Genomic DNA, 22,564 nt, shown 5'->3' on the forward strand with positions numbered 1-22,564 from the left:
CCCCGGGTGTGGCGACCGCCGCACCGTCACATCCTGTGGGGAGGATCCGTGTCCGAGCGCACGCTCGTACTGATCAAGCCGGACGCCGTCCGGCGCGGCCTGACCGGTGAGGTTCTCGGCCGGCTGGAGCGCAAGGGGCTGCGGATCGACGCCGCCGAGCTGCGCACCATGGACGCGGCGCTGGCGGACGCGCACTACGCCGAGCACGTGGCGAAGCCGTTCTACCCGCCGCTGAAGGAGTTCATGACCTCCGGCCCGCTGCTCGCGCTCGTGGTGTCCGGCGACGAGGCGATCGCGGTGGTTCGCGCCCTGTCCGGCGCGACCGACGCGCGGCAGGCGGCTCCGGGCACGATCCGCGGCGACTTCGGCCTGTCCAACCGGGAGAACCTGATCCACGCCTCGGACTCGACCGCCTCGGCCGAGCGCGAGATCGCCCTCTGGTTCCCGAAGCTCTGACGCCCGCCGGGTCGGCACCGGCGGGTCCGGGATCGGCCCGGCGAACCTGACATCACCTGTCAGGCCGCCGGCCTAGCGTCGGTGGCATGCGATGGCAGGAATTCTCGGTACGGTGCCCGGAGCTCGCCGCGGCGGCGCGGCACCGGTTCGCCGCCGACCAGTTGGTGCTGCTCGGCACGATCCGGTCCGACGGGGCACCGCGGATCAGCCCGTGCGAGGTCGACTTCGCCGCCGGTGACCTGATGCTCGGCATGATGTGGCGCTCGCGCAAGGCACTGGACCTGCGCCGCGACCCGCGCCTGACGGTGCACAGCCTGCCGGCGGACAAGGACAACGCCGGCGGCGACATCAAGCTGGACGGGCGGGCCGTCGAGGTGACCGACCCGGACCCGCGCGAGCGGTACTGTGCGGCGATCGAGGCGCGGATCGGCTGGCACCCGACCGGGGACTACCACCTGTTCGCGCTCGACGTCGAGCATGCCGCCACGGTGCGGTTCGGTGGCGACGAGGGCATGGTGGTCCGGCGCTGGCGGCCCGGCGGTCCGGTCGTCACCGAACACCGCGCGGGCTGACCGACACCTCCACCACCACCCGCCGCTGGTGCGGCCGGGTAGTGGTGGGTATATTGATGACTGGCTGGTCAGTCATCAAGGAGGCGACGGTGAGCCCGCGACCCGTGAACAAGGACGAGAAGCGTGCCGAGATCCTGGACGCGGCGATCCGGGTGTTCGCCCGCGACGGCTACCACCCGACCAAGATCGAGGACGTCGCCCGGCAGGCGCGGGTCGCCAAGGGCACCATCTACCTCTACTTCACCAGCCGGGACGACATCCTGGCCGCCGCGTTCGAGCGGTTCGCCGACGAGGCACTGCACGGCGTCCGGGCCATCGTCGAAGCGGACGGCCCGGCGCTCGACCGGCTGCACGCACTGGTGCGCGCCATGGTCACCGGGGCGACCGCCGAGCCGGAACTGGCCCGCATCGTGTTCGACTTCTGGGCGGTCCGCGGCCCCGGCACCGGCACCGTCGACTTCGCCCGGATCTACGCGGAGTACCGCCGGCTGGTCGCGGTGCTGCTCGACGACGCCGCCGCCGAGGGCGCGGTGCGCCCCGACGTGCCCGAGCAGACCCCGGCGGTACTCGTCGGCCTGGTCGAGGGGGTCCTGCTGCAGTGGCTCGTCGACCCCGCCGGCGTCGCGGCCGAACCGGCCGCGCGCACCGCCACCGACCTGCTGCTCGCCGGCCTCGCGCCGCGCTGATCGCGCCGCTCGCCGGCCTTGCGCCGCCTTGATCGCCACGTTCACCGAAGGAGCCGGGATGGACCGCAACGCCCGAGTACTGGTCGCCGGAGCGACCGGGTACCTCGGCCGCAACATCGCCGTCGCGCTGCACGACGCGGGCTTCCGGGTGCGGGCTCTCGCCCGCGACCCGCGCCGGCTCGACCCGATCCGGCCGGCCTGCGACGAGGTGTTCGTGGGTGCGGCGACCCGGCCGGAGACGCTGGCCGGGCTCTGCGACGACGTCGACGTGGTGGTGTCGTCCGTCGGGTTGCGCACGCTGCGCGGCAAACCGACGCCGGAGCAGGTCGATCTCGGCGCGAACCTGAACATCCTCGCCCGGGCGCGCGAGGCCGGGGTGGGCCGATTCCTGTTCGTCAGCGTGCTGCACGCCGCGGAACTGGCCGAACGGGTGCCGATCCTGCGCCCGCGCGAGGAGTTCACCCACCGGCTGGTCGACAGCGGGCTGACCTGGACGGTGCTGCGGCCGACCGGCGCGTTCAACGACATGGCCGAGATCTTCCGGCTGGCCGCGCGCGGGGCCGGGATGGTGTTCGGCGACGGTCGGTACCGGATCAACCCGGTGCACCCGCGAGACATCGGGGACCTGGTCGCCGAGTCGATCCGGGACTCGGCGCTGGTCGACCAGGAGTTCGGCTTCGGCGGGCCGGACACCTACACCGCCGCGGAGATCGTCGAACTGGCCCAGCGGGTACTCGGGCGTCGTCGGCGACCGTGGCACCTGCCGTACTGGCCGGTCGAGGCGCTGTCCGCGGCGCTGCGCCCGATCAACCGCAACGCGTCCGGGTTCCTGCGGTTCTTCTGCGAGTCGCTCGGCCGGGACATGGTCGGCACCCCCATCGGGCAGCGCCACCTCGTCGACTACTTCGCCGCCCTCGCCGCCGGCACCGACACCGGCAGCCGCTGACCGCGTTCCCGGGCTGCCCGCGCCGCCGCCGGTGCGCGCTAGAGTTGCCGCGGCTTTCGGGTGGGCGAGGGGGAGGCGCGGTGCCGGAGGGGCACACGATTCATCGGCTGGCGCGTGAGCACCGGCGGTTGCTGCGCGGCAGCGCCCTGCGGGTGTCCAGCCCGCAGGGCCGGTTCGCGGCCGGCGCCGCTCGGCTCGACGGGGCCACCCTGACCGGCACCGACGCGTACGGGAAGCATCTCTACCACCGCTACCGCACCGGCGGTGGCGAGCTGCTGCGGCTGCACGTGCACCTGGGGCTGGCCGGCAAGTTCTTCACCGGCAGCGGGGCCGCGCCGGCCCCGACCGGGGCGGTCCGGCTGCGGGTGGAGACCGCCGACGGGTGGCTGGATCTGCGCGGCCCCAACGCCTGCGAGCTGCACACCCCGGCCGACCAGAAGGCGCTGTACGCGCGGCTCGGTGCCGACCCGCTGCGACCCGACGCCGACCCGGACACCGCGTACCGCCGGATCGCCCGGTCCCGGGTGGCCGTCGGCCAGCTGCTGATGGACCAGACGGTGCTGGCCGGGGTGGGCAACATCTACCGCGCGGAGATCCTGTTCCGGCACCGCATCTCGCCGTACCGGCCGGGCCACGAGCTGTCCGCCGACACCTGGGCGCGGCTGTGGCCGGACCTGGTCACGCTGATGCGGGCCGGGGTGCGCACCGGCCGGATCGACACGGTCCGCCCGGAACACGAACCGCGGGCGATGGGCCGGCCGCCGCGGGTCGACGCGCACGGCGGCGAGGTCTACGTGTACCGCCGGGCCGGCCAGCCGTGCCACGCCTGCCGCACCGAGGTGCGGGTCGCCGAGATGGCCGCTCGCAACCTGTTCTGGTGCCCGACCTGCCAACCGGCATGACGGTGCCGCACCCTGCGTCCGCGCCGAACTCCGGATCGGCGCCACTCGCCGGGCCCGTGCCGCCCGCCGGGTAGCTGCATCGCGCACCTGCCCGCCGATCCGTCAACCCCGACGGCACCGGTCGGGATGTCAGGGGTGCAGGGTGAGGCCCTTGAGGGCCTTGTCGACGTCGGCCCGTGGCCCGTACACGGCGATGCCGACCAGCGCGAGCTTCTCGGTGGGTACCGCGGCGACGGCGGCCCGGTTGTCGGCGTCGTTGTCGGTGCCGAACAGCTCCTCGGTGTAGACGCCGACCCGCAGCCCGCGGCCGAGGGCCCGGCCGTGCGCCCGGTTCAGGGCGCCGGCGTCGGCGGTGAACACCAGTACCGGCTGGCGGAGCATCGGCAGGTAGTCGACTCCCGAGCCGTCCCGGTAGGGCAGGCCGACGGTCTCGCCGATCGCGCCGGCGATGCCACCGGACAGGAACGCGGTGACGTTGAGTCGCTTCCAGGCGGCCAGGTCGTCGCGGACCACGAGGCCGATCTTGGTGGAGAAACGCATGCCGGCAGCATCGCGCGGACCGCGGCGCTCGGTCTTGAACGCTGGTGCGCCGGCGCCGTGCCGCGAGGCAGGATGGCGACGTGACGCAGGACTGGTCCCGGTACTGGCGGTCCGACACCGGGCGCATCGAGGCGATGCACGCGCATTTCGAACGGCACGTGTACCACCGGCACAGCCACGACGCGTACTCGTTCGGGGTGACCGAGTCGGGTGCGCAGGCGTTCGCCTGCCGCGGTGCGTCGCGGGTGAGCGCCGCCGGGATGGTGATGGCGTTCAACCCGGAGGATCCGCACGACGGCCGCGCCGCCGACACGCTCGGGTTCACCTACCGGATGGTGCACCTGGGGCCGGACCTGATCGGCGGCGCGCTCGCCGACCTCGCCGGCCGCCCGGTTGGCTCGCCGCTGTTCGTCGACCCGGTCCTCGACGACCCGGTACTGGGGGCCGCGCTGCGCCGCGCGCACCAGGCGCTGCTCCCCGACGACGGGCTGCCCACCGCGACACCGCTGCGGCGCGCCGAACTGGTCGACACCGCGGTACGGCTGGTGGTGGCGCGCGGCGCGACCGGCCGTCCGGACCCGGCGGCGCCCGCGGACCGGTCGGTCGCCGTGGCGGCCCGCCGGTACCTGGACGACACGTACCTGACCGGGCTGGACACCGCCGAGCTGGCCGCGGCGGCGGGCGCCAGCCGGTTCGCCGTGTACCGGGCGTTCCGTGCCGCCTTCGGCCTGTCGCCCAGCGACTACCAGCGGCAGCTGCGGCTGCGGTACGCGCGGCGGCTGCTCGCCGCGGGCACCCCGGTGGCGGTGGCGGCCGGTACCGCCGGGTTCGCCGACCAGGCGCACCTGACCCGCTGGTTTCGCCGCTGCTACGCCGTCACCCCGGCCGTCTTCGCCGGCTCGACCGGCTGAGCCGGAGCCCCGGCGCCGCCCTGCGCACCGCGGCGCCGGGGCCGGGGCGCCGCGCGGTCAGACCCGCTCCAGCGGCCGGTGCGGGCCGGCGGGCAGCTCGACGGTGACCGGGTCGCCGGGACGCACCGGGCCGCCGACCCGGACGATGCTCATCACCCCGGCCCGGCGCACCACGTCGCCCGCCGCGTCCCGGTCCACCACCTGCTTGAGCAGCCCGGGCTGGAAGTCGTCGATCTGCCGGCACGGGTTGCGCAGCCCGGTCACCTCCAGCACGGCCGCCGGGCCGAGCCGCAGCACGGCGCCGACCGGTAGGCCGAGCAGGTCCACCCCGCGGGTGGTGACGTTCTCGCCCAGCTCGCCCGGCGCCACCGCGAACCCGGCGGCGTCGAGTTCGGCGAACAGTTCCTCGCCGATGAGGTGGACCTGGCGCAGGTTCGGCTGGCTGGGGTCGCGCGCGACCCGCGAGCGGTGCTGGACCCGCGCGCCGGCATGGGCGTCACCGTCCACCCCGATGCCGGCCAGCAGCGTGATCCGGTCCCGGTTCGGTTTGCTGAACGCGTGTTCCGGGTCGCTGCTGACCGCTGTCACGATGCCATTCATCCGCGCTGCTCCAGCTGTCGTTCGGGTGGGGGGTGCCCGGGGCCGGGCAGGCCGGCCCCGCGGCGTCGGTCCGCGGGGGTTGCCGGGCGCGCCGGGTGGCCGGCCGGGAGGGCACGCCTACAGGTCGCGGAAGGTTTCGATCTCGGCGCCGAGCAGGTTGAGCCGGTCCGCGAGCTGCTCGTACCCGCGGTTGATCACGTACACGTTGCGCAGCACCGAGGTGCCCTTCGCCGCGAGCATCGCGATCAGCACCACGACCGCGGGGCGCAGTGCCGGCGGGCAGATCACCTCGGTGCCGGACCACCGGGTCGGGCCCTCCACGTACACCCGGTGCGGGTCGAGCAGGGTGACCCGGGCGCCGAGTTTGGTCAGCTCGGTGAGGTAGACGGCGCGGTTCTCGTACACCCAGTCGTGGATCAGGGTCTGGCCCTGCGCGGTGGCCGCGATCAGCGCGAAGAACGGCAGGTTGTCGATGTTGAGGCCGGGGAACGGCATCGGGTGGATCTTGTCCAGCGGCGCGTGCAGCGACGACGGGCGGATCGTCAGGTCGACCAGCCGGGTGTGCCCGTTCGCGGCGTGGTACTCGGCGGACCGGTCGTAGTCCAGCCCCATCTCCTCCAGCAGCGCCAGCTCGATCTCCAGGAACTCCACCGGCACCCGCTGGACGGTCACCTCCGATTCGGTGACCAGCGCGGCGGCGATCAGGCTCATCGCCTCGATCGGGTCCTCGCTGGGGCGTAGTCGATGTCCCGCTCGATGTTCGGCACGCCGTGCACGGTCAGCGTGGTGGTACCGATGCCGTCGATGCGCACGCCGAGTTCGGTGAGGTAGAAGCAGACGTCCTGCACCATGTAGTTCGGGCTGGCGTTGCGGATGATCGTCACGCCGTCCCGGCGGGCGGCGGCCATCAGCGCGTTCTCGGTGACGGTGTCGCCGCGTTCGGTCAGCACCACCGGCCGGTCCGGTACGGCGTCGCCGTCCACCTCGGCGTGGTAGGAGCCGCCCGTCGCCTTGACCTCCAGGCCGAACGGCCGCAGCGCGGTCATGTGCGGTTCGACGGTGCGGGTGCCCAGGTCGCAGCCGCCCGCGTAGGGCAGCTCGAACCGCTCGTGGTCGTGCATCAGCGGCGCCAGGAACATGATGATGCTGCGGGTGCGGCGCGCGGCCTCGGCGTCCATCGCGGCCAGGTCGAGCTGCGCCGGCCGGATGATCTCCAGATCGTTGGCCTCGTTGAGCCAGCGGGTTCGCACCCCGATCGAGTTCAGCACCTCCAGGATGCGGTTGACCTCCTCGATCCGGGCGACCCGGCGCAGGGTGGTGCGGCCCTTGTTCAACAGCGCCGCGCACAGCAGCCCGACACCGGCGTTCTTGCTGGTCTTGACGTCGATGCTGCCGGACAGCTTGGCGCCGCCGCGGACTCGCAGGTGCATCGGGCCGGAGTGGCCGAGCGACACGATCTCCGAGTCCAGCGCGTCGGAGATGCGGGTCAGCATCTCCAGGCTCAGGTTCTGGCCGCCCTGCTCGATGCGATGCACGGCACTCTGGCTGGTGCCGAGCGCGGTGGCAAGCTGGGTCTGGGTCCAGCCGCGGTGCTTGCGCGAGTCGCGGATGAGCCGGCCGATGCGCTGCAGGTACTGGTCGTCGGGCATGTCCGGGACCATATCTCATGACTGAGGTACGTCGCGCGGCGGATCGCCGAGAAATATCGCGGTGATGCCGGTCAAATCGGCAGATACGATCCGTGCCATGACGTTTACCGGAGCCTTACCGTGAGTTGGCAGCGGGCTCGACGACTCGACGGGCCGGACCTCGTCGCCCGCGTCTCGGCCGCCACCGGGGTACCGCTGAGCTACCGCGGGCGGTGTCCCGGCGGCGAGGTCGGTGCCGCGTACGTGTGCTGGCCGGACGGGCGCCCCGGCGTGCTGACCTGGCAGCCGGGTTCGCTGCTCGGGCGGCAGCGCGCGATCGCCGAGCTGCTCGCGCTGGCCCGCTCGCGGGGTGTGCCGGCCCCGGCGTACCGGCTGGTGGTGCCGCTGACGGTGGGCGGCGAGCCGGCGGTGGCCGTGGTGCAGGAGCGGTTGCCCGGCGCGCCCCCGGATCGGTTCGACGAGGCGCTGATCGGCGCGATGCTCGCCGCGCACGAGCGGTTCGCCGGGCTGCTCGCCGACCGGTCCGACGTGCCGCCCGCCGCGCTGTACCTGACCGGCGACGGGCCGGGGTTCTGCCTGCACGGCCCGCTCGCCGGCCACGACCGGCGCAGCGCCCGGCTGCTGTCCTGGATCGAGGCGGTCGGTGCGGTGAGCACGCCGACGATGGCCGGTGACGACCTGGTGCACCTGGACTTCCATCCCGGCAACGTGCTGGTCGACGGCTCCGGCGCGCTGACCGGGATCGTCGACTGGGACGGCGCGGCCCGCGGCGACCACCGGTTCGACCTGGTGACGCTGCGCTTCGCGGTACCGCCGGACCGGCCGGCGCTCGCCGCCCGGCTGGACGCCGAGCTCGCCGCCCGGCTGACCGCCGACGAACTCCGGCCGTACTGGGCGTCGATGGCGCTGCGGCAGGTCGACTGGGCGATCCGGCACCACGACGCGCGGACCGTGCAGCGTTGGCTGACCCTCGCCGAGACCCGGGTGGACTGAGCCGGCCGGCGGAAAGCGTTCGCCAGCCGGCGGCGCGGCCGTTAGCGTGTCCGACGCCGACGCCGACGCCGACGCCGACGCCGACGCCGACGCCGACGCCGACGCCGACGCCGACGCCGACGCCGACGCCGACGCCGACGCCGACCACGACGACGGGACGAGGATGAGCGAGCGCAGCGCCGTCACCGGCGTCGTCGACCGGGCCCGTACCGGCCGGGGCGGTCCGGTGCTGATCGCCGGGCTGGTCGTCGACTCGCTGGGCAACGGGCTGTTCCTGCCGCTGTCGCTGGTCTACTTCACCCGGCTGACCGACATTCCGCTGGCGCTGCTGGGCGTGCTGATCAGCGTCGGCAACGTGCTGACGCTGCCGATCCCGGTGTTCGCCGGCGCGCTGGTGGACCGGTTCGGCGCGGTACCGCTGGTGGTCGGCGCGCAGCTGCTGCAGGCCGGCGGGTTCCTCGGCTACGCCTACGTGCGGACGCCGGTACCGGTGTTCCTCGCGATGACGGCGACCGGGGTCGGGGTGCGGTTCTTCTGGTCGGCGATCTTCACCGCGATCGCCGACTACACCGACGGCCGGCCCGGCGGCCGGCTGACCAAGGACGACTGGTTCGCCTGGGCCAACATGACCCGTACCGCCGGGCTCGGCGTCGGCGGCCTGGTCACCGGGCTGGTGGTCGGCGCCGACCGGACCGGCGCGTACCACCTGGTGGCGTACGCGACGGCGGGTTGCTTCCTGGTCGCCGCGGTGGCGATCGGGATCGCCGTCCGGGCGCCGCGGCTGCGGGGACACACCGAGGCGACCGGCGGTTACCGTGCGTTGCTGCGGGATCGCCCGTTCCTCGGGCTGACCGGCCTCAACACCATCTGTGCGATGACCTCGATGATGCTCGGGCTGGCGCTGCCGACGTTCGTGGCCAGCGGGCTGCACGGGCCCGGCTGGCTGACCGCGGCGCTGCTGTCCGGCAACACGGTGCTGGTGTCCCTCGCGACCGCCCCGCTCATACGGCGGGCCGCCGGGGCGCGGCGCACCCGGGTGCTGGCCGGCGCGCTGCTGATCTGGGCGGCGTGGGCGCTGCTGCTCGCCGCGCTGCGCCCGGGCAGCCGGTGGCTGCTGGTGCCGCTGCTCGCGGTCGGCACCCTGCTGTTCACGGTGGCCGAGTCGCTGCACGCGCCGACCTCGATGGCGCTCGCCTCGGCGGTGTCGCCGGCGCACTCCCGGGCCGCTACCTCGCCACCTTCCAGTACTCGTTCACGCTGGCCGGGATCGTGGCGCCGACCTTCTTCGCGACCCTGTTCGGGCTGCACCGCGCGCTGCCCTGGCTGGCCCTCGCGGTACTGGACGTCGGGGCGGCGGTCGTGTTCGCCCGGCTGGAACGCGTCCTGCCCGGTCGGGCGCTGCGCAACTGACCGGTACCCGGCGGGGCCGCGGACTCCCGCGGCCCCGCCGGGTGCTGGGGGCCGTCGGTCAGAAAACCTCGATCGCGGCCGGTTCACGGTGCCAGCCGAACGCGGCCGACAGCGGCGCCAGCGCACCCTCGCGCAGTTCGGTGACCCGCCCGGCGACCGCCAGCGCGGCGAGCGAGGTGCCGCCGAGGTAGGCGGCGCCCAGTTCGGCGATCGACAGCGCGACGTCGGCCGGCCGGTCGGTACGTTCGCAGGTCAGCTCGTCGCCGGCGACGCGCAGGTGCCAGCGCCCGGCGTTGCCCGGCAGCAGGTCGTCGGTGATGTCCAGCACCGCGTCGACGTCGACCGGGTAGGCGCGGGCGGCGAGCGCCACCGGCAGGTCCAGGATGCGCAGCCAGACCCCGTCGGTGAGCCGGGCGCCGAGCCGGCGCGGGTCGGTGACCAGGAAGCGCAGCGGCTCGTCCAGGGTGCCGTAGTCGTACCGCACCCGTCGGGTCAGATCCACGTCGAACAGGAACCGCCACAGCTCCCGGTACGCGTCCAGCCCGGTGGCGACCGCCTCCTCGACGTGCACGACGGCCTGCGGCCCGGTGGCGTCGCTGGACCGTTCCATCCGGAACATCGCGTACCCGTCCGGGCCGTCCGGGCCCTCGTGCACGATCGTGCGCAGCGCGGAGCGTCCGTGCCGCTGGTGCTCCGGGTCGGCGACGACCGCGCGCCAGCCCGCCGGGGTACGGCCGGACATGCCGGGCCGGTCCGCTCGTGCCGCGTCGAACACCTCCTCGATCACCTTCAGCGAGTCCGCCAGCTCCACCTCGCGCAGGAAGCCGTACGGCTCCGCGGCGGCCGGCAGTGCCAGCTCCCGGTTGTCCGCGTCGAACTCCAACGTGTACGTCGCGGGACCGTACCCGTACCTTCCGTAGATGGCGGGCTCGCTCGGCCACAGCACCGCGACCGGCTCGTCGGTGCCCGCCAGGTCGGTCAGTTGCCGGGTCATCAGCCGGCGCAGCAGCCCGCGCCGCCGGTGCGTCCCGGCCACCGAGACCAGGGTGACGTGCGCCGCCGGTACCGTTCCGCCGGGAATGCCCAGCTCGCGCCGCATCGACACCCCGGTACCGACCACGCCGTCGCGTTCGTGCACCGCGGCTAGGGTGCGTCCCAGTTCGTACTGGTCGCGGAGGAGTTTCGCCTCGTCGTCGTGATGGTCGTGGCCGAACGCCTTCCCGAAGCAGCGCTGGAACGAGAACACCTCGTCCTCGGTGATCGGTCGCAGTTCGTAGTTGTCCATGGCGCCCTGTCTATCCCAGCCGGACCCGGGTCGGCCCCCATTTCCCGCATGGGGAGGGTGCCGCGTGGCCGGCCCTCGCTACCCTCGATAGACCGGCATCGCCGTGCGGGTTCGCGCGCGGGCGAGCCGGGGTCGGTCGAGAAGCAGGCAGTCGAGGGGGTTGTGCGGGTGGCCGAGTTGCTCGATCTGGTCTGCGGCCCGGCGAGCCCGCTCCCCGAGACCCACCAGCGCTACCGGTTGGTCGCGCACATCGCCTCCGGCGGCCAGGCGGAGGTGTACCGCGCGGTCCGGCTGTCCAACGGGGTCAGCTCGGCGCCGCTGACCGTCAAGGTGTTCCGGCTGGACGACTCCCGGCCGCGCGCCGAGCAGTTGATGTCCTGGGACAAGGGCGACGCGGTCCTGATGGACCTGAACAGCCGCGGCGTGCCCGGCATCTGCCGGCGGGCGGACGGCTTCTACGGGCCGCCGCCGCACCCGCCGGGCAGCTCACCGCGCGGCGAGCCCGAGCCGTACCAGGTGCTCGACTACCTGCCGGGCGTCAACCTGCGGGAGTACGTGCGGCAGCGCAGCGACCCGGCCGGCGCCGGTGCCGCCGGGCCCGGCGCGGTCGGGGGCGGCCGGCTCGACGCGGTCGGCACGCTGGACACGCTGGTGCGGGTGCTGCTCGCACTGCACCATCCGAGCGAGCCGGGTGCCTCGCCGGTGGTGCACATGGACATCAAGCCGTCGAACGTGATCGTGCTGCCGTCCGGTGAGGCGCGGCTGATCGACTTCACCGGTGCCCGCTACCACCGCAGCGGGCACATCACCACGATCGCCTACACCCGCGAGGCGGGCGGGCCGGAGGCGTTCAGCGGCACCGTCGGCCCGGCGTACGACGTGCACGGCTTCGGCGCCGTCGCCTACTACATGATCACCGGTACCTTCCCGCGGACCGAGTCGCCGCAGCAGGCGCTGGCGGGCGCCGAACCGCTGCCGCCGTGGGCGGTGCTGCGCCGGCATCCGCTGTTGGAGGCGCATCCGACGCTGCGGGACCACCTGCTCGCGCCGCTCGCCGACAACCCCGCCGACCGGCCCGGTACCGAGGAGCTGACCGCCTGGACGGCGCGGCTGGCCGACCTGGTCGATCGCGCCGGTACCCCGGACGTCGGGTTGTACTGGGGCGTGTCGCGCTCGGCCCGAGTGGTCGGCCGGGCCGGCGTGAAGCCCGGACCGGTCGCCGCGACCGACGACTGGTCCCGGGTGGAGCGGCTCGAACAGGAGGTCGTCGAGCTGCGTGCGGCGCTGTCCGACTCCCGCGACGGCCGGGGTGGCGCGGCCCTCGGCGGCGCGGCGGCCGGCCTGGCCGCGGGTGCCGCACTCGGTTCTGCCGGCCACGGCGCGGCGGGCGCCGGCGGCGCCGCGGTGCCGGGCCGGGCCGGTGCCGACCGGACCACCGTGGGTGGCGATGCCGGTGCGTCGGCCGGGTCGCCGGATGCCGGGCCGATGTGGCCGGCCCGTGCCACGGTCCGCCAGCAACGCGGGACCGCGCCCACCGGCGCCGATCCGACGGTACGCAGCGCGCCGGTTGCGGCCGGCGGGGCGAACGGCACCCGGGTGATGGCCGGGCCGGGCCAGACCGGCCGGTACCAGCAGGGTGCCGCGACCCGGGCCTACCCGGGCGGAGCGCCGCCGTACCAGGGCGGGAACGAGCCGGCGCCGCCGTACCAGGGCGGGGGCCAGCCGGCGCATCCGGAGCAGCAGCGGCGCGGCGTCGCGTCGGTGCCGCAGCCGGCCCACCGGCCGTACGGGGAGGAGCCGGAGCAACCGCCGGCCGAGCCGGAACACGACCGGCTTCGACCGCTGCCCGGCGCGCGGCTGCACACGCTGCGCCGCGGCATCGGGCTGTCGATCACCGGCGCGTTGTTCGCGTTCGTGTGCTGGGGCGTGTATGCGATCGCCAACCGGGATGCCAAGCTGGCCAACAACTTCATGATGTTCGTACTGGTCCTGGTGATCGCGGTCGGCCTGTTCGCGCTGTGCCGGCTGATCGGTCGGCTGGTGATCGAGGGCATGATGCACCGGTCCCGGGCCAGCGCCCGGCTGTCGCACCTGGCGGTCGCCGCCTACCTGGTCGCGGCCGGCTGCGGCTTCGCCGCCCGGGTCGACTGGGTCAGCCAGGCGTACCACTGGGTCGCCGGCCAGCTGTGATCCTCGGCCGCCCGCTGGCCGCCCGCTCGACGGCGGGCCGCTGGCCGTCGGGCTGCTCGAAGTCCGGTGGCCCGACGGCGGGCTGCCCGATGGCCGGCTGCTCGGCGGCTGGGCGGGCACGACGGCGTCGTCGTCGCGCCGCACGTCGTATCCTCCAGCCGTGACGAACAGCGAACTCGCCGCGCGGGTGTACCGCACCGCGCACCTGACCGGCACGTTCCTGCTGCGCTCCGGCGCGACCAGTGACGAGTACTTCGACAAGTACCTGTTCGAGTCCGATCCGGTGCTGCTCGCGGAGATCGGCGCCGAGGTGGCGGCGCTGCTGCCGGCCGGCGCGGACGCCCTGGCCGGACTGGAACTCGGCGGCGTGCCGGTGGCGGTCGCGGCGAGCCAGGTGAGCGGGCTGCCGGCACTGTTCGTCCGCAAGAAGGCCAAGCCGTACGGGACCGCCCGGCTCGCCGAGGGCGGCGAGGTGGCGGGCCGGCGCCTGGTGGTGATCGAGGACGTGGTGACGTCCGGCGGTCAGATCCTCGCCTCCACCGCGGAACTCCGGGCCCTCGGCGCCGAGGTGGACACCGTCGTCTGCGTGATCGACCGGGAGGCCGGCGGTGCCGGCAATCTGGCCGCCGCCGGGCTCGACCTGCGCCCGGTGTTCACCATGTCGCAGCTGGTCGCCGCCGCGTCCTGACCCGGCCGGTGCGGCCCGGTACGCGGTCGGGTCCCGGTGCCGCCGGCAGGGGTCGAGGTGCGGTGCGGGGTCAGGTACGGTGCCGTCCGGTGCGCTGCGGGTCCGGTGCGGTGCCGTCCCGGGGCGGTCAGCGGGCCGAACCGGGGGATGGGGCGACGCGGAGCAGTCCGGCGGTGGTCGGGCGGAAGCCGCAGCCCGCGTAGAAGCCGGTCAGGTGCGGTTCGTAGTCGACGTGCAGCCACTCCGCGCCGCCCGTGCGCGCCTGGTCGGCCGCTGCCCGTACCAGCCGGGTGCCGAGGCCGCGGTGCTGCTCGTCCGGGTGCACGGTGGTGTCCAGCAGGAACGCGTGCCGGCCGCCGTCGGTGGCCACGTTGACGAACCCGACCAGCGTCTCGCCGCGCCGGGCGGTGACCCAGCTGAGGCTGCGGGCGAGGATGGGTGCCCAGCAGGTGCCGCTGTCGTCGCCCCAGGCCGCCGAGAACAGTGTTCGCAGCTCCGCGTCGCTCACCGCACCGCGCACCGCCAGTTCCGGATCGTTCGCTGCCACGGCCACCTCCCGCCGCGCATCATGCCGGCCGGCCCTGGCCGCCCGCATCCCGATTCGGCCGCGCGGCCGGTGTGCGCCGCCTGCCTAGAGTGCCTGTCATGGAGATGATCGACTGTGCCGCCGAGGTGGCCCGGCAGATCGCGCCGGGCTGCACCGGCGCCGGCGTGGTCGGCGGTGCGGCCGCCCACCTGGGTGTGCTGCGGGTCGAGGCGGGCGCCGAGATTCCACGACATCCGGCCGGCCCCGACCAGGCCCTGCTCGTCGTCGCCGGGCGCGGTGAGGTGTCCGGTGGCGATGGCGCCTGGCGACCGATCGAGGCGGGGCAGGCCGCGATCTGGCGGTCCGGGGAGCAGCACACCACGCGGGCGATCGAGGACCTGACCATGGTCGTACTCGAGATGGCCGATCTGTCGGTGCACCCGCGCGCGGTCCGGCTGCCGTAGCGCCCGGTTCGCGGGCGGAGCCGTGGCGACTGCTCCACGGTCCGGGGCCGACCCGCCCGGTGTCGCGGGCCGTGGTCCGGTACCTCCCGGTACGTGGGCCGCCGCTGGCTCGTCCTGGTGGCAGTCCCGAAGTCGACCCGGCCCGTCCGGGTCGTGCGCTGGGTCGGTTCGTCCCGGTGGCCGGCCAGCGCCGGCCGGATGTCCGGGACGGCCGGTGACCTCGGCCACGCGGTGTCCGGGCCGGCCGCGCGGTGCACTACGCTGGGCGGCGCGAAGGGGAGTAGCCCCCAATGTCGCGGTCGACAGACTGGCCGCCGGTCTCGCACCGGCAGCCCGGCCGCGCGGCCCGATTCGTCGGGCGGGCGAGACCTTCGATCTGGCAGCTGTGCCGGGTCGGGTCTCGCATGCCTCGGTCCGGTGTGACCGAGAGGATGACATGACCGCTGTGTGGAGCGCGCTGGCGCTCAGCTTCGCGGTGATCTTCGTCGCCGAGCTGGGCGACAAGTCGCAGTTGATGGCGTTGACGTTCGCCACCCGGTACCGGGCGCTGCCGGTACTGGTCGGCATCTCGGTGTCCACCGCCGTGGTGCACGCGGTGTCGGTGGGCATCGGGTACGGGCTGGGTGCGGCCCTCCCGACGGACTGGATCTCGCTGGTCGCCGGGGTGGCGTTCCTGGCCTTCGGTGCCTGGACGCTGCGCGGCGACAAGCTCACCGACGAGGAACGAGAGAAGGCGCGGCGGTCGACCCGCTCGGCGGTGGTCGCCGCCTCGGTGGCGTTCTTCCTGGCCGAGCTGGGCGACAAGACGATGCTCGCGACGATCACGCTGGCCACCAACCACGGCTGGCTCGGTACCTGGATCGGGTCGACGCTCGGTATGGTCGCCGCCGACGCGCTGGCGATCGCGGTCGGTCGGCTGCTCGGCAAGGCCCTACCGGAGCGTTTCATCCGGTACGGCGCCGCCGTGCTGTTCGCGGTCTTCGGTGTCTGGCTGCTGATCGAGGGGCTCCGCGCCCTGCTCTGAGCCCGCAAGCCGGCGGTCCGGGCCGCCGGCGGGTCCTGAACCGGTGGTCCGGCGGCCCGGGCCGGCGGCGGGCCCTGCGCCGGTGGCCCGGCTGTCCGGCCCAGCCACCGGTCGCGCCGCCGGGCCGCGGCCACAGCGACGGCACCGCGGCCGGGTCCGCCGCCGGTACCAGACGGCGCCGATCGCGAGGCCGAGGCCCCACGACACGTAGGCGGGGATCGCGACCCAGTAGAACGCGAGCGGGAAGCGGCCGTCGGCGGTCCATCCCGCCGGGTCGACGATCAGCTGTGCCAGGCTCATCCCGAAGTAGACGAGCAGCCCGGTGGCGAGCACGCTGGCCGGACCGAGTACCAGCCAGCGCGGCACCCGGTGACCGCGCAGCCCGGGCAGCCAGCGCGGCCACACCCGGCCCCAGCGGTGCACCGTCGCGAGCGGCAGGACGGTGCCGGCGAGCAGGAAGCCGAATTCGAAGCCGATCTCGGCCGGCCCGGAGCGCAGCGGCACCGCGCCGAAGCCGGCGACGAGCTGCGCGCCGAGCCGGGTCAGGCAGCCGGCGACGGCCAGGTAGCCGCCGAGCCAGGCCCAGGCGGGCACCCGGCCGGGGATGCCGTCCCGGTCGGTACGACCGCAGCGCGGGCAGCCGCCGCGCAGCTGGCGGATCCGGCGGATCGCCGCGACGGCGAGCAGCGCCGCGCCCAGCAGGTAGCCGGCGCGGCTGAGGATCGCCGCCGGGTCGTACGGCAGTCCGAGCCCGGGCAGCACGGTGGCGACCAGATCGAGCAGCGTCATCGGGCAGGACACCACGATCGCGGCGGCGATGGCCGCGCAGCCGATCGGTGCGCCCCAGCGTCGCGGTGCCGCCAGCATGGCCGGCACCGCGAGCAGCGCCAGCGCGCACAGCAGTACCGGCTGCCAGGGCGAGAGCAGCAGCAGGTCCCAGCCGAACGGGGCGAACGCGGGACGGTGCCCGAGCGCCCACCAGACCCGGAGCCCGCCGTACCCGAGCGCCCAGGCGGAGGTGGTGGCGGCCCAGTACGGGTCGAATCGGTTTTTCATGCGATCAGCGTCGCGTCGGACGGTGGTGGTCTCCTCGCCCGGCAGGGTGGACGTCCTCCCCCGACAGGGGGAGACCCGGCGGTTCAGGGGCGGCGGTGTCGAGCAACGCGTCCACGAGGCGGCCGACGTGCAGCTCGGCATCGCGGCGGTGTAGAAGTCGCAGGCCAGGACCCCGAGCGGCGGTACGGCGCCTGTACGACGAGGTCTTCAACCGCGGCGACCTCGCCGTCGTCGACGACCTGGTCTCGCCGACGTTCGTCGGGCACGGGGCGGACCCGGCGGCGACGACACCGGGCCCGACTACCTCGAGCAGAGCGCATCGGTGTTGCGCGGGGCGATCAGCGACCTGCACTTCACGGTGCACGACGTGTTCGGTGCCGGCGACGACCGGGTCGTGGCGCGCTGGACCAGCACCGGTCGGCACACCGGCGAGGGCCTGGGCCGGCCGCCGCCCGGCGAGCCGGTACGCAGCGACGGCATCGTGATCTTCCGGGTGGACGACGCCGGTCTCGCCGAACAGTGGTCGGCCGTCCAGTTCGGCCGCTGAGGCGCGGCCGGCCGGCTACCGCGGTGGACCCTGCCTGTCGTTGGAGTTCTTGCGGGTCGCCAGCACCACGACCAGCACCACGACCGCGGCGACGACGACGAGACAACAGAACCCGCTGAGCACTTCCCACGGTCTGATGGCCATGGCGGCACCCTAGCCGGTGGCGGCAACCGGCGCCGGCCGGTGTCGTACCCGACGGTTAGCCTGCACGCCATGTGTGGCCGCTACGACTCGCATCGCTCCACCGACGACCTGTCGGCCTACTTCGACGCCGACGACGACACCGGCGGTGCCGTGCCGGGTCGGTACAACACGGCGCCCACCCAGCCGGTCCGCATCGTGGTGTACGACCCGGAGCGGGAGCGGCGCACGATCCAGGCCGCGCGGTGGGGGCTGGTTCCGTTCTGGGCGAAGGACCCGTCGATCGGCTCCCGCATGATCAACGCGCGGGCGGAGACCGTCACGGAGAAGCCGGCGTACCGCTCGGCGGTGCGGTCGATGCGGGCCCTGGTGCCGATGGACGGCTGGTTCGAGTGGCGGGTCGGCGAGTCCGGCAAGCAGCCCTGCTACCTGGTCCCGCGCGACGCCGGGCTGCTCACCGCCGCCGGCCTCTACTCCTGGTGGGACGGGCCCGACGGCCGGCTGCTGAGCTGCACGATCATCACCACCGCGGCGGTCGGCGAGCTGCGCACCGTGCACCAGCGGATGCCGCTGCTGCTGGCCGGCGAGGACCGTGCCGGCTGGCTCGCACCGGGCGCCGACGCCGCCGACCTGCTGTCCGTGCCGCCGTCCGACGAGCTGGTCGCCGGGCTGGAGATCCGACCGGTGGGCGGTGCGGTCGGCTCGGTCCGCAACGAGGGCCCGCACCTGCTCGACCCGGTCCCCGAGCCGGCCCCGGCGACGCTGTTCTGACCCTGTCGCGACAGTGTGACCCAGGAGTCACGTTTGCCGGGCAGGTCCCCGTTCGGCGTCGGCACGGTGATGATGAGCGAATGGGTTCACCGGGAACGGCACTGGTGGTCGGCGGGGGGATCGGCGGGCTGGCCGCGGCGCTCGGGCTGCGGCGGGTCGGCTGGCAGGTCACCGTGCTGGAGCGGGCGGCCCGGTTCGCCGAGGTTGGTGCCGGCCTGTCGCTGTGGCCGAACGCGCTGCGGGCGCTGGACGAGCTGGGCGTCGGAGCGCCGGTCCGGGCGGCCGGCGTCTCGGCGGTCTCCCGTGGCGGGCTGCGGCTGCCGTCCGGTGCCTGGCTGCGGCATGCCCGCGCCGACGACGTGCACGTGCTGATGGTGCACCGGGCCGAGCTGCACGCGGCGATGCGGGCCCCGCTGCCGGCCGGCTCGCTGCGGCCGGGTGCCACGGTGACCTCGGTCGACCTGGCCGCCGGCACGGTCACCTACCAGCAGGGTGGCGACACGCGGCAGTGCGGCGCCGACCTGGTCGTCGGGGCCGACGGGCTGCATTCGATGGTGCGGCAGGCGATGTGGCCGGGGCACGAACCGCGGTTCGACGGTCGCGCGGTCTGGCGAGCGGTGGTCGCCGGGGGAGCGCCGCGCATCGAAGCGAGCATCACGCTCGGCGCCGACCGCCAGTTCGGTGTCCTGCCGCTGCCGGGCGACGCGGCGTACTGGTTCCTCACCGCGCCGGCCGCCGAGCCCGACCAGCGCTGCGCCGACGAGCGGGCCGCGGTGGCCGACCGGGTCGCCGGCTGGCACGCCCCGATCGGCGAGTTGCTGGCCGCCACGACGCCCGGCAGCGTGCTGCACCACGACCTGTACGCGCTGGATCCGGTGCCGGGCTTCGCCCGCGGCCGGGCGGTGCTGCTCGGCGACGCGGCGCACGCGCAGACGCCGGATCTGGGGCAGGGCGCCTGCCAGGCGATCGAGGACGGTGTGGTGCTGGCGGCCGCGGTCGCGGCGCACGGCGATCTCGCCACCGCGATCGGTTCGTACGACCGGCAGCGGCGACCGCGCACCCAGCTCGTCGCGCGGGCGGCGGCGCGGCAGGCCGAGCTGAACGTGACGCACCATCGGGCGGTGACCCGGCTGGCCAGGATCATCCCGCCGCCGCTGTGGCGCCGGCAGGCCGCGCGGTTCACCGACTGGATCCCACCGGCCCTTCCCGGCACCGTGGCGTCCACTGTGGACGATTGATACCGTCGCGCGATGGACATCGAACAGCTGCGCGAGATGGCGGTCCGGGTACACGACCTGTACGACGAGCTCAACGCCCGCCGCGGCCGCCTCTGGACCCGCGAGGAGTTCATGCTGGGCATGGTCGGTGACGTCGGGGACCTGGCGAAGCTGGTGATGGCCGCCGAGGGGGCCCGGGAGATGCCCGGCGGTCGGGCCGCGCTGGAGCACGAACTCGCCGACTGCCTGTGGTCGGTGCTGATCCTGGCGCACCGGTACGAGGTGGATCTGCCGGCGGCGTTCACCCGCACCATGCGGGAACTCACCGACTCCATCACCACCCAACTCACCGAAACGCGCTGAAGCACCAGCGCCGGCGCCGCGTCGGGCGGCCGTCAGCCGATGGCGCCGGTGTGCCGGCTCGGACGGCCGGTCGGTTCCGGTGCGGTGCAGCCGCGGCGCGGCGTCGTCCGCGGGTTGGCGCCGCGCGCGTCGCGCATCCGGTCCCGGGTCCAGTAGCTGCGGTCCGGGCTGGCCCGGGTGGCGACCGCCGTCGCGGGGTCGGCGGCGGTCGCCGGGCAGCCCGGGCGGTGGCCGACGGCGCGGAGCTGGTACGCGACCGCGGCGGCGCCGGCCAGGACCAGCGCCACCGCCGCCGCGGCGATCACGATGCGGCTGCGCACGTCGATCGCCCCCCTTCCCGGGCCGCACGGTGCGGCACCCGTACCGGTTGGACGCGGCGGGAGCCTCAGAGGTTCGCCACGTCGTCGTAGAGATTCTTGACGTCGTCGCCGAAGTACGGCGCCTCCCAGCGGTACACGTCGTCGTCGGTGCTGCCGTGGTAGTACATCCAGCTGTTGACCGTGTAGAGGTAGGCGCTCCAGGTGCCGTCGGAGTACCCGTCCAGCCACGGCCCGCCGCTGGCCCCGCCGTTCATGTTGCAGTCCAGACCGGGAAAGGTGCCCAGCGAGGTCGCGCTGGGATAGGTCGTACCGGTGCAGTAGTACATCGTGGAGCCGTCGTACGGCGGATCGGCCGGGTAACCGAAGTCGTGGACGTCACGCTGGTAGCCGTAGTTCCACTCGATGCCCTGGCCGCCCAGCGCGTCGACGATGTGGTTCCCGTTCGCGTCGGTGTCCATGATCGCCACCCCGACGTCGTAGTAGCGGTTGCCGTCGGTGGTCCACCCCTGCATGCTCCACAGCCAGCTGGAATACCAGGTGCCGTGCGGCGCGCTGCCGTTGTCGTAGCCCGGTACGAACGCCCAGTTGGTCCACCAGGCGTGGCCGCTGCCCTGGCCGTGCACGCAGTGGCCGGCGGTGAACACCAGGTTCTTGCCGTCGCTGTTGACCGTGCTGCCGGTGCAGCTGTGATCGGTGCCGTCGTCCTCGGTGAAGAAGATGCGGCCGGTCATCGAGAACAGGCCGGAGTCGGCGCGCACCGCCGTGCCGCGCGCCCCGCGGACGCGGGCGGCTGGGCCGGTGCTGGGTGCGGGCGCGGGCGCGGACGTGCCGGCGCTCGGTGGATCCGCCGGCGTCGCCGCGCGCATCCGCTGCGCGGTCCAGTAGCGGTGGTTGGTCGCGGTGGCGGAGGTGTGGCCGGAGTGGGTCGGGGTGGCCGCGGTGTCGGTGGCGGCCGCCCGGCTGGCCGTTCCGGTGGCCAGCACGGTCGCGGCAGCGACCGCGAGCAGGGCGCGTGGTACCCGTCTGTTCATCGGCATCTCCCACGTCGAGGATTCGTACCCCGCCGAGCGAAACAGCAACGAAGGACGCAACACAACAGTTGCGACACCTATAGGACATCAATCCGCCCACTGGCGCAGAACCGCCACGATCGTGCGTCCCGGATACTGGAGCGATGGACGAGTCGACGGCGAGCCGGGACGAGGCGGTCGCGTTCCTCGCCGATCAGCCCGGTGCCGCGGAAACCCTGGAACCGCTGTCCGGTGGCGCCTGGTCGTCGGCCTGGGCGTACCGGTCCGGTGGCGAGGAGCTGGTGGTCCGGTTCGGCCCCGAGGTCTCCTGGTACCAGGCGGATCGCGCGGCGGGCCGGTTCGCCGGGCCGGACCTGCCGGTACCGGAGGTCCGGGCGGTCGGCACCACCCCGGCAGGCCGGGCCTTCGCCGTCTCGGTGCGCCGGCACGGCCGGTTCCTGGAGGACACCCCGGTCGAGCTGGCCGGCGCGCTCGGCCCCACCCTCACCCGGCTGCTGGTGGCGCTGTTCCGGGCGCCCGCCAGCCCCGGCGCGCCGGTCGGCTGGCACCAGCCGGGCACCTCCCCGGCGAGCTGGCGGGACCATCTGCTCGCCGGCCTCGTCGACGATCCGTCGAACGTGGTAAACGGCTGGGGCGCCGCGCTCGCCGGCGACCCCGAGCTGGCCACGCTGTCGACCGCGGTCGCCGACCGGGTGTCGACGCTGGTCGAGGCCTGCCCGGAGCGCCGCGACCTGGTACACGGGGACCTGCTGCACGGCAACGTGTTGCTGGCGCCGGACGCGAGCCGGGTGGCGGCGGTGCTGTCCTGGAAGTGCTCGGTCCGCGGCGACTTCCTCTACGACGCCGCCTGGTGTGCCTTCTGGGCGCCGTTCCATCCCGGTATCGCCGCGGTGGATCCACTGCCCGGGCTGCTGACCGACCCGAGCGTGCGGGCCGACCCCGCAGCGCTGGTCGATGCCGCGGTGCGACACCACTGCTACCAGCTGCACATCGGCTTCACCCACCTCGGCTGGCACCTGTGGACCGGTGACCGGGCGAACCTGGCCGCGACCGCCGCCCGGCTCGCCGAGGTACTCGACCGCGGCCCGGTCCGGTTGCCGGTCCCGCACCGACCCGGCGCTCCGACCGGCCGAAACGATCGCGCTGGGTGCCGCGACCGATCATCCCGGTAAGGACCGGTGGCGGCCGGCAGCCATGGCTGGTAATCGCCACCGGTCGAGCGCTCCGGGCCCGCCCGGCTCGGCTATGAAGAGGCGGACACACCCCCCGGACCACT

The 22,564-nt window shown here is 74.3% G+C and carries 26 protein-coding genes and 2 pseudogenes; 18 read left to right on the forward strand and 10 right to left on the reverse strand.

All coding sequences use genetic code 11. From position 1 onward, the window contains the following. The first annotated feature begins 33 nt into the window (after window positions 1–33). The 5 genes from ndk to Athai_RS05825 all read left to right on the forward strand — a co-directional run bounded on the left by ndk (window position 34) and on the right by Athai_RS05825 (window position 3,562). Window positions 34–456: a nucleoside-diphosphate kinase gene (gene ndk / locus Athai_RS05805; protein WP_420829822.1), complete on the forward strand. Its 423-nt coding sequence runs from the start codon at window positions 34–36 to the stop codon at window positions 454–456. A gap of 86 nt (window positions 457–542) precedes the next feature. After that, window positions 543–1,028, forward strand: coding sequence for a pyridoxamine 5'-phosphate oxidase family protein (locus tag Athai_RS05810; RefSeq protein ID WP_203960524.1), 486 nt, complete (start codon window positions 543–545; stop codon window positions 1,026–1,028). An 89-nt stretch (window positions 1,029–1,117) separates the two neighbouring features. Further along, complete coding sequence (locus Athai_RS05815) at window positions 1,118–1,714, forward strand: TetR/AcrR family transcriptional regulator (RefSeq protein ID WP_203960525.1); 597 nt, start codon at window positions 1,118–1,120, stop codon at window positions 1,712–1,714. A gap of 58 nt (window positions 1,715–1,772) precedes the next feature. Continuing rightward, on the forward strand, window positions 1,773–2,660 hold the full coding sequence (locus Athai_RS05820) for an SDR family oxidoreductase (protein ID WP_203960526.1): 888 nt from the start codon (window positions 1,773–1,775) through the stop codon (window positions 2,658–2,660). Window positions 2,661–2,740: 80 nt separating this feature from the next. Next, window positions 2,741–3,562 (forward strand): Fpg/Nei family DNA glycosylase, encoded by an 822-nt coding sequence (locus Athai_RS05825; RefSeq protein ID WP_203960527.1) that lies wholly within the window; start codon window positions 2,741–2,743, stop codon window positions 3,560–3,562. Window positions 3,563–3,691: 129 nt separating this feature from the next. Here the strand turns inward: Athai_RS05825 and Athai_RS05830 are convergent, their stop codons facing one another. Continuing rightward, window positions 3,692–4,102, reverse strand: coding sequence for a DUF2000 domain-containing protein (locus Athai_RS05830; protein ID WP_203960528.1), 411 nt, complete (start codon window positions 4,100–4,102; stop codon window positions 3,692–3,694). Window positions 4,103–4,182: 80 nt separating this feature from the next. Between Athai_RS05830 and Athai_RS05835 the strand changes: the two genes are divergently transcribed. Further along, window positions 4,183–5,013, forward strand: coding sequence for an AraC family transcriptional regulator (locus Athai_RS05835; RefSeq protein ID WP_203960529.1), 831 nt, complete (start codon window positions 4,183–4,185; stop codon window positions 5,011–5,013). A 57-nt stretch (window positions 5,014–5,070) separates the two neighbouring features. Here the strand turns inward: Athai_RS05835 and Athai_RS05840 are convergent, their stop codons facing one another. From Athai_RS05840 to Athai_RS34715, 3 genes are all read right to left on the reverse strand, one after another. Next, the gene (locus Athai_RS05840) at window positions 5,071–5,601 is read right to left on the reverse strand and encodes an MOSC domain-containing protein (protein WP_239156745.1); all 531 of its coding nucleotides are present in this window, start codon (window positions 5,599–5,601) and stop codon (window positions 5,071–5,073) included. A 129-nt stretch (window positions 5,602–5,730) separates the two neighbouring features. Further along, the gene (locus Athai_RS34710; protein WP_203960531.1) at window positions 5,731–6,324 is read right to left on the reverse strand and encodes a hypothetical protein; all 594 of its coding nucleotides are present in this window, start codon (window positions 6,322–6,324) and stop codon (window positions 5,731–5,733) included. Beyond that, window positions 6,321–7,262, reverse strand: coding sequence for a helix-turn-helix domain-containing protein (locus Athai_RS34715; protein WP_203960532.1), 942 nt, complete (start codon window positions 7,260–7,262; stop codon window positions 6,321–6,323). The genes Athai_RS34710 and Athai_RS34715 overlap by 4 nt, the downstream gene beginning before the upstream one ends. Before the next feature lie 120 nt (window positions 7,263–7,382). On the opposite strand from Athai_RS34715, the gene Athai_RS05855 reads away from it, so the two are divergent. From Athai_RS05855 to Athai_RS05865, 3 genes and pseudogenes are all read left to right on the forward strand, one after another. Continuing rightward, window positions 7,383–8,255: a phosphotransferase gene (locus Athai_RS05855; protein WP_203960533.1), complete on the forward strand. Its 873-nt coding sequence runs from the start codon at window positions 7,383–7,385 to the stop codon at window positions 8,253–8,255. A 163-nt stretch (window positions 8,256–8,418) separates the two neighbouring features. Then, window positions 8,419–9,423: pseudogene (locus Athai_RS35215) on the forward strand (MFS transporter); the annotation flags it as partial. A gap of 101 nt (window positions 9,424–9,524) precedes the next feature. Further along, window positions 9,525–9,665 carry a hypothetical protein gene (locus Athai_RS05865; protein ID WP_203960534.1) on the forward strand — a complete coding sequence of 47 codons (141 nt, stop codon included), beginning with the start codon at window positions 9,525–9,527 and terminating at the stop codon, window positions 9,663–9,665. A 58-nt stretch (window positions 9,666–9,723) separates the two neighbouring features. Here the strand turns inward: Athai_RS05865 and Athai_RS05870 are convergent, their stop codons facing one another. Beyond that, window positions 9,724–10,950 (reverse strand): GNAT family N-acetyltransferase, encoded by a 1,227-nt coding sequence (locus Athai_RS05870; RefSeq protein WP_203960535.1) that lies wholly within the window; start codon window positions 10,948–10,950, stop codon window positions 9,724–9,726. A gap of 168 nt (window positions 10,951–11,118) precedes the next feature. Between Athai_RS05870 and Athai_RS05875 the strand changes: the two genes are divergently transcribed. Next, window positions 11,119–13,140: a protein kinase domain-containing protein gene (locus Athai_RS05875; protein ID WP_203960536.1), complete on the forward strand. Its 2,022-nt coding sequence runs from the start codon at window positions 11,119–11,121 to the stop codon at window positions 13,138–13,140. A gap of 160 nt (window positions 13,141–13,300) precedes the next feature. Then, complete coding sequence (pyrE, locus tag Athai_RS05880; RefSeq protein WP_203960537.1) at window positions 13,301–13,828, forward strand: orotate phosphoribosyltransferase; 528 nt, start codon at window positions 13,301–13,303, stop codon at window positions 13,826–13,828. 127 nt (window positions 13,829–13,955) lie between these two features. Here the strand turns inward: pyrE and Athai_RS05885 are convergent, their stop codons facing one another. After that, window positions 13,956–14,375, reverse strand: coding sequence for a GNAT family N-acetyltransferase (locus Athai_RS05885; protein WP_239156747.1), 420 nt, complete (start codon window positions 14,373–14,375; stop codon window positions 13,956–13,958). 98 nt (window positions 14,376–14,473) lie between these two features. On the opposite strand from Athai_RS05885, the gene Athai_RS05890 reads away from it, so the two are divergent. Further along, a complete protein-coding gene (locus Athai_RS05890; protein ID WP_203960539.1) occupies window positions 14,474–14,818 on the forward strand; it encodes a cupin domain-containing protein in 345 nt (114 codons plus the stop codon). 436 nt (window positions 14,819–15,254) lie between these two features. Beyond that, window positions 15,255–15,842 carry a TMEM165/GDT1 family protein gene (locus tag Athai_RS05895; protein ID WP_203960540.1) on the forward strand — a complete coding sequence of 196 codons (588 nt, stop codon included), beginning with the start codon at window positions 15,255–15,257 and terminating at the stop codon, window positions 15,840–15,842. Here the strand turns inward: Athai_RS05895 and Athai_RS05900 are convergent. Further along, on the reverse strand, window positions 15,750–16,898 hold the full coding sequence (locus tag Athai_RS05900) for a hypothetical protein (protein WP_203960541.1): 1,149 nt from the start codon (window positions 16,896–16,898) through the stop codon (window positions 15,750–15,752). The genes Athai_RS05895 and Athai_RS05900 overlap by 93 nt on opposite strands. Window positions 16,899–17,184: 286 nt before the next feature. Here Athai_RS05900 and Athai_RS05905 point away from each other — a divergent pair. Next, window positions 17,185–17,445: pseudogene (locus tag Athai_RS05905) on the forward strand (ester cyclase); the annotation flags it as partial. 15 nt (window positions 17,446–17,460) lie between these two features. On the opposite strand, the gene Athai_RS34720 reads toward Athai_RS05905, so the two are convergent. Beyond that, window positions 17,461–17,589: a hypothetical protein gene (locus Athai_RS34720; RefSeq protein WP_275422364.1), complete on the reverse strand. Its 129-nt coding sequence runs from the start codon at window positions 17,587–17,589 to the stop codon at window positions 17,461–17,463. A gap of 69 nt (window positions 17,590–17,658) precedes the next feature. Between Athai_RS34720 and Athai_RS05910 the strand changes: the two genes are divergently transcribed. The 3 genes from Athai_RS05910 (at window position 17,659) to Athai_RS05920 (ending at window position 19,937) form a co-directional block, all read left to right on the forward strand. After that, window positions 17,659–18,357 carry an SOS response-associated peptidase gene (locus Athai_RS05910; RefSeq protein WP_203960542.1) on the forward strand — a complete coding sequence of 233 codons (699 nt, stop codon included), beginning with the start codon at window positions 17,659–17,661 and terminating at the stop codon, window positions 18,355–18,357. An 80-nt stretch (window positions 18,358–18,437) separates the two neighbouring features. Then, entirely contained in the window at window positions 18,438–19,595 is a 1,158-nt protein-coding gene (locus Athai_RS05915) for an FAD-dependent monooxygenase (RefSeq protein WP_203960543.1), read from the forward strand. Between the two features lie 12 nt (window positions 19,596–19,607). Next, window positions 19,608–19,937 carry a MazG nucleotide pyrophosphohydrolase domain-containing protein gene (locus tag Athai_RS05920; protein ID WP_203960544.1) on the forward strand — a complete coding sequence of 110 codons (330 nt, stop codon included), beginning with the start codon at window positions 19,608–19,610 and terminating at the stop codon, window positions 19,935–19,937. 32 nt (window positions 19,938–19,969) lie between these two features. Here the strand turns inward: Athai_RS05920 and Athai_RS05925 are convergent, their stop codons facing one another. Both Athai_RS05925 and Athai_RS05930 read right to left on the reverse strand, forming a co-directional pair. Then, window positions 19,970–20,257 carry a hypothetical protein gene (locus tag Athai_RS05925; protein ID WP_203960545.1) on the reverse strand — a complete coding sequence of 96 codons (288 nt, stop codon included), beginning with the start codon at window positions 20,255–20,257 and terminating at the stop codon, window positions 19,970–19,972. Between the two features lie 65 nt (window positions 20,258–20,322). Beyond that, window positions 20,323–21,288 (reverse strand): trypsin-like serine peptidase, encoded by a 966-nt coding sequence (locus Athai_RS05930; RefSeq protein ID WP_203960546.1) that lies wholly within the window; start codon window positions 21,286–21,288, stop codon window positions 20,323–20,325. 143 nt (window positions 21,289–21,431) lie between these two features. Between Athai_RS05930 and Athai_RS05935 the strand changes: the two genes are divergently transcribed. Next, complete coding sequence (locus Athai_RS05935; RefSeq protein WP_203960547.1) at window positions 21,432–22,460, forward strand: phosphotransferase family protein; 1,029 nt, start codon at window positions 21,432–21,434, stop codon at window positions 22,458–22,460. Window positions 22,461–22,564 lie beyond the last annotated feature (104 nt).

The organism is Actinocatenispora thailandica (assembly GCF_016865425.1).
GTDB lineage: Bacteria > Actinomycetota > Actinomycetes > Mycobacteriales > Micromonosporaceae > Actinocatenispora > Actinocatenispora thailandica.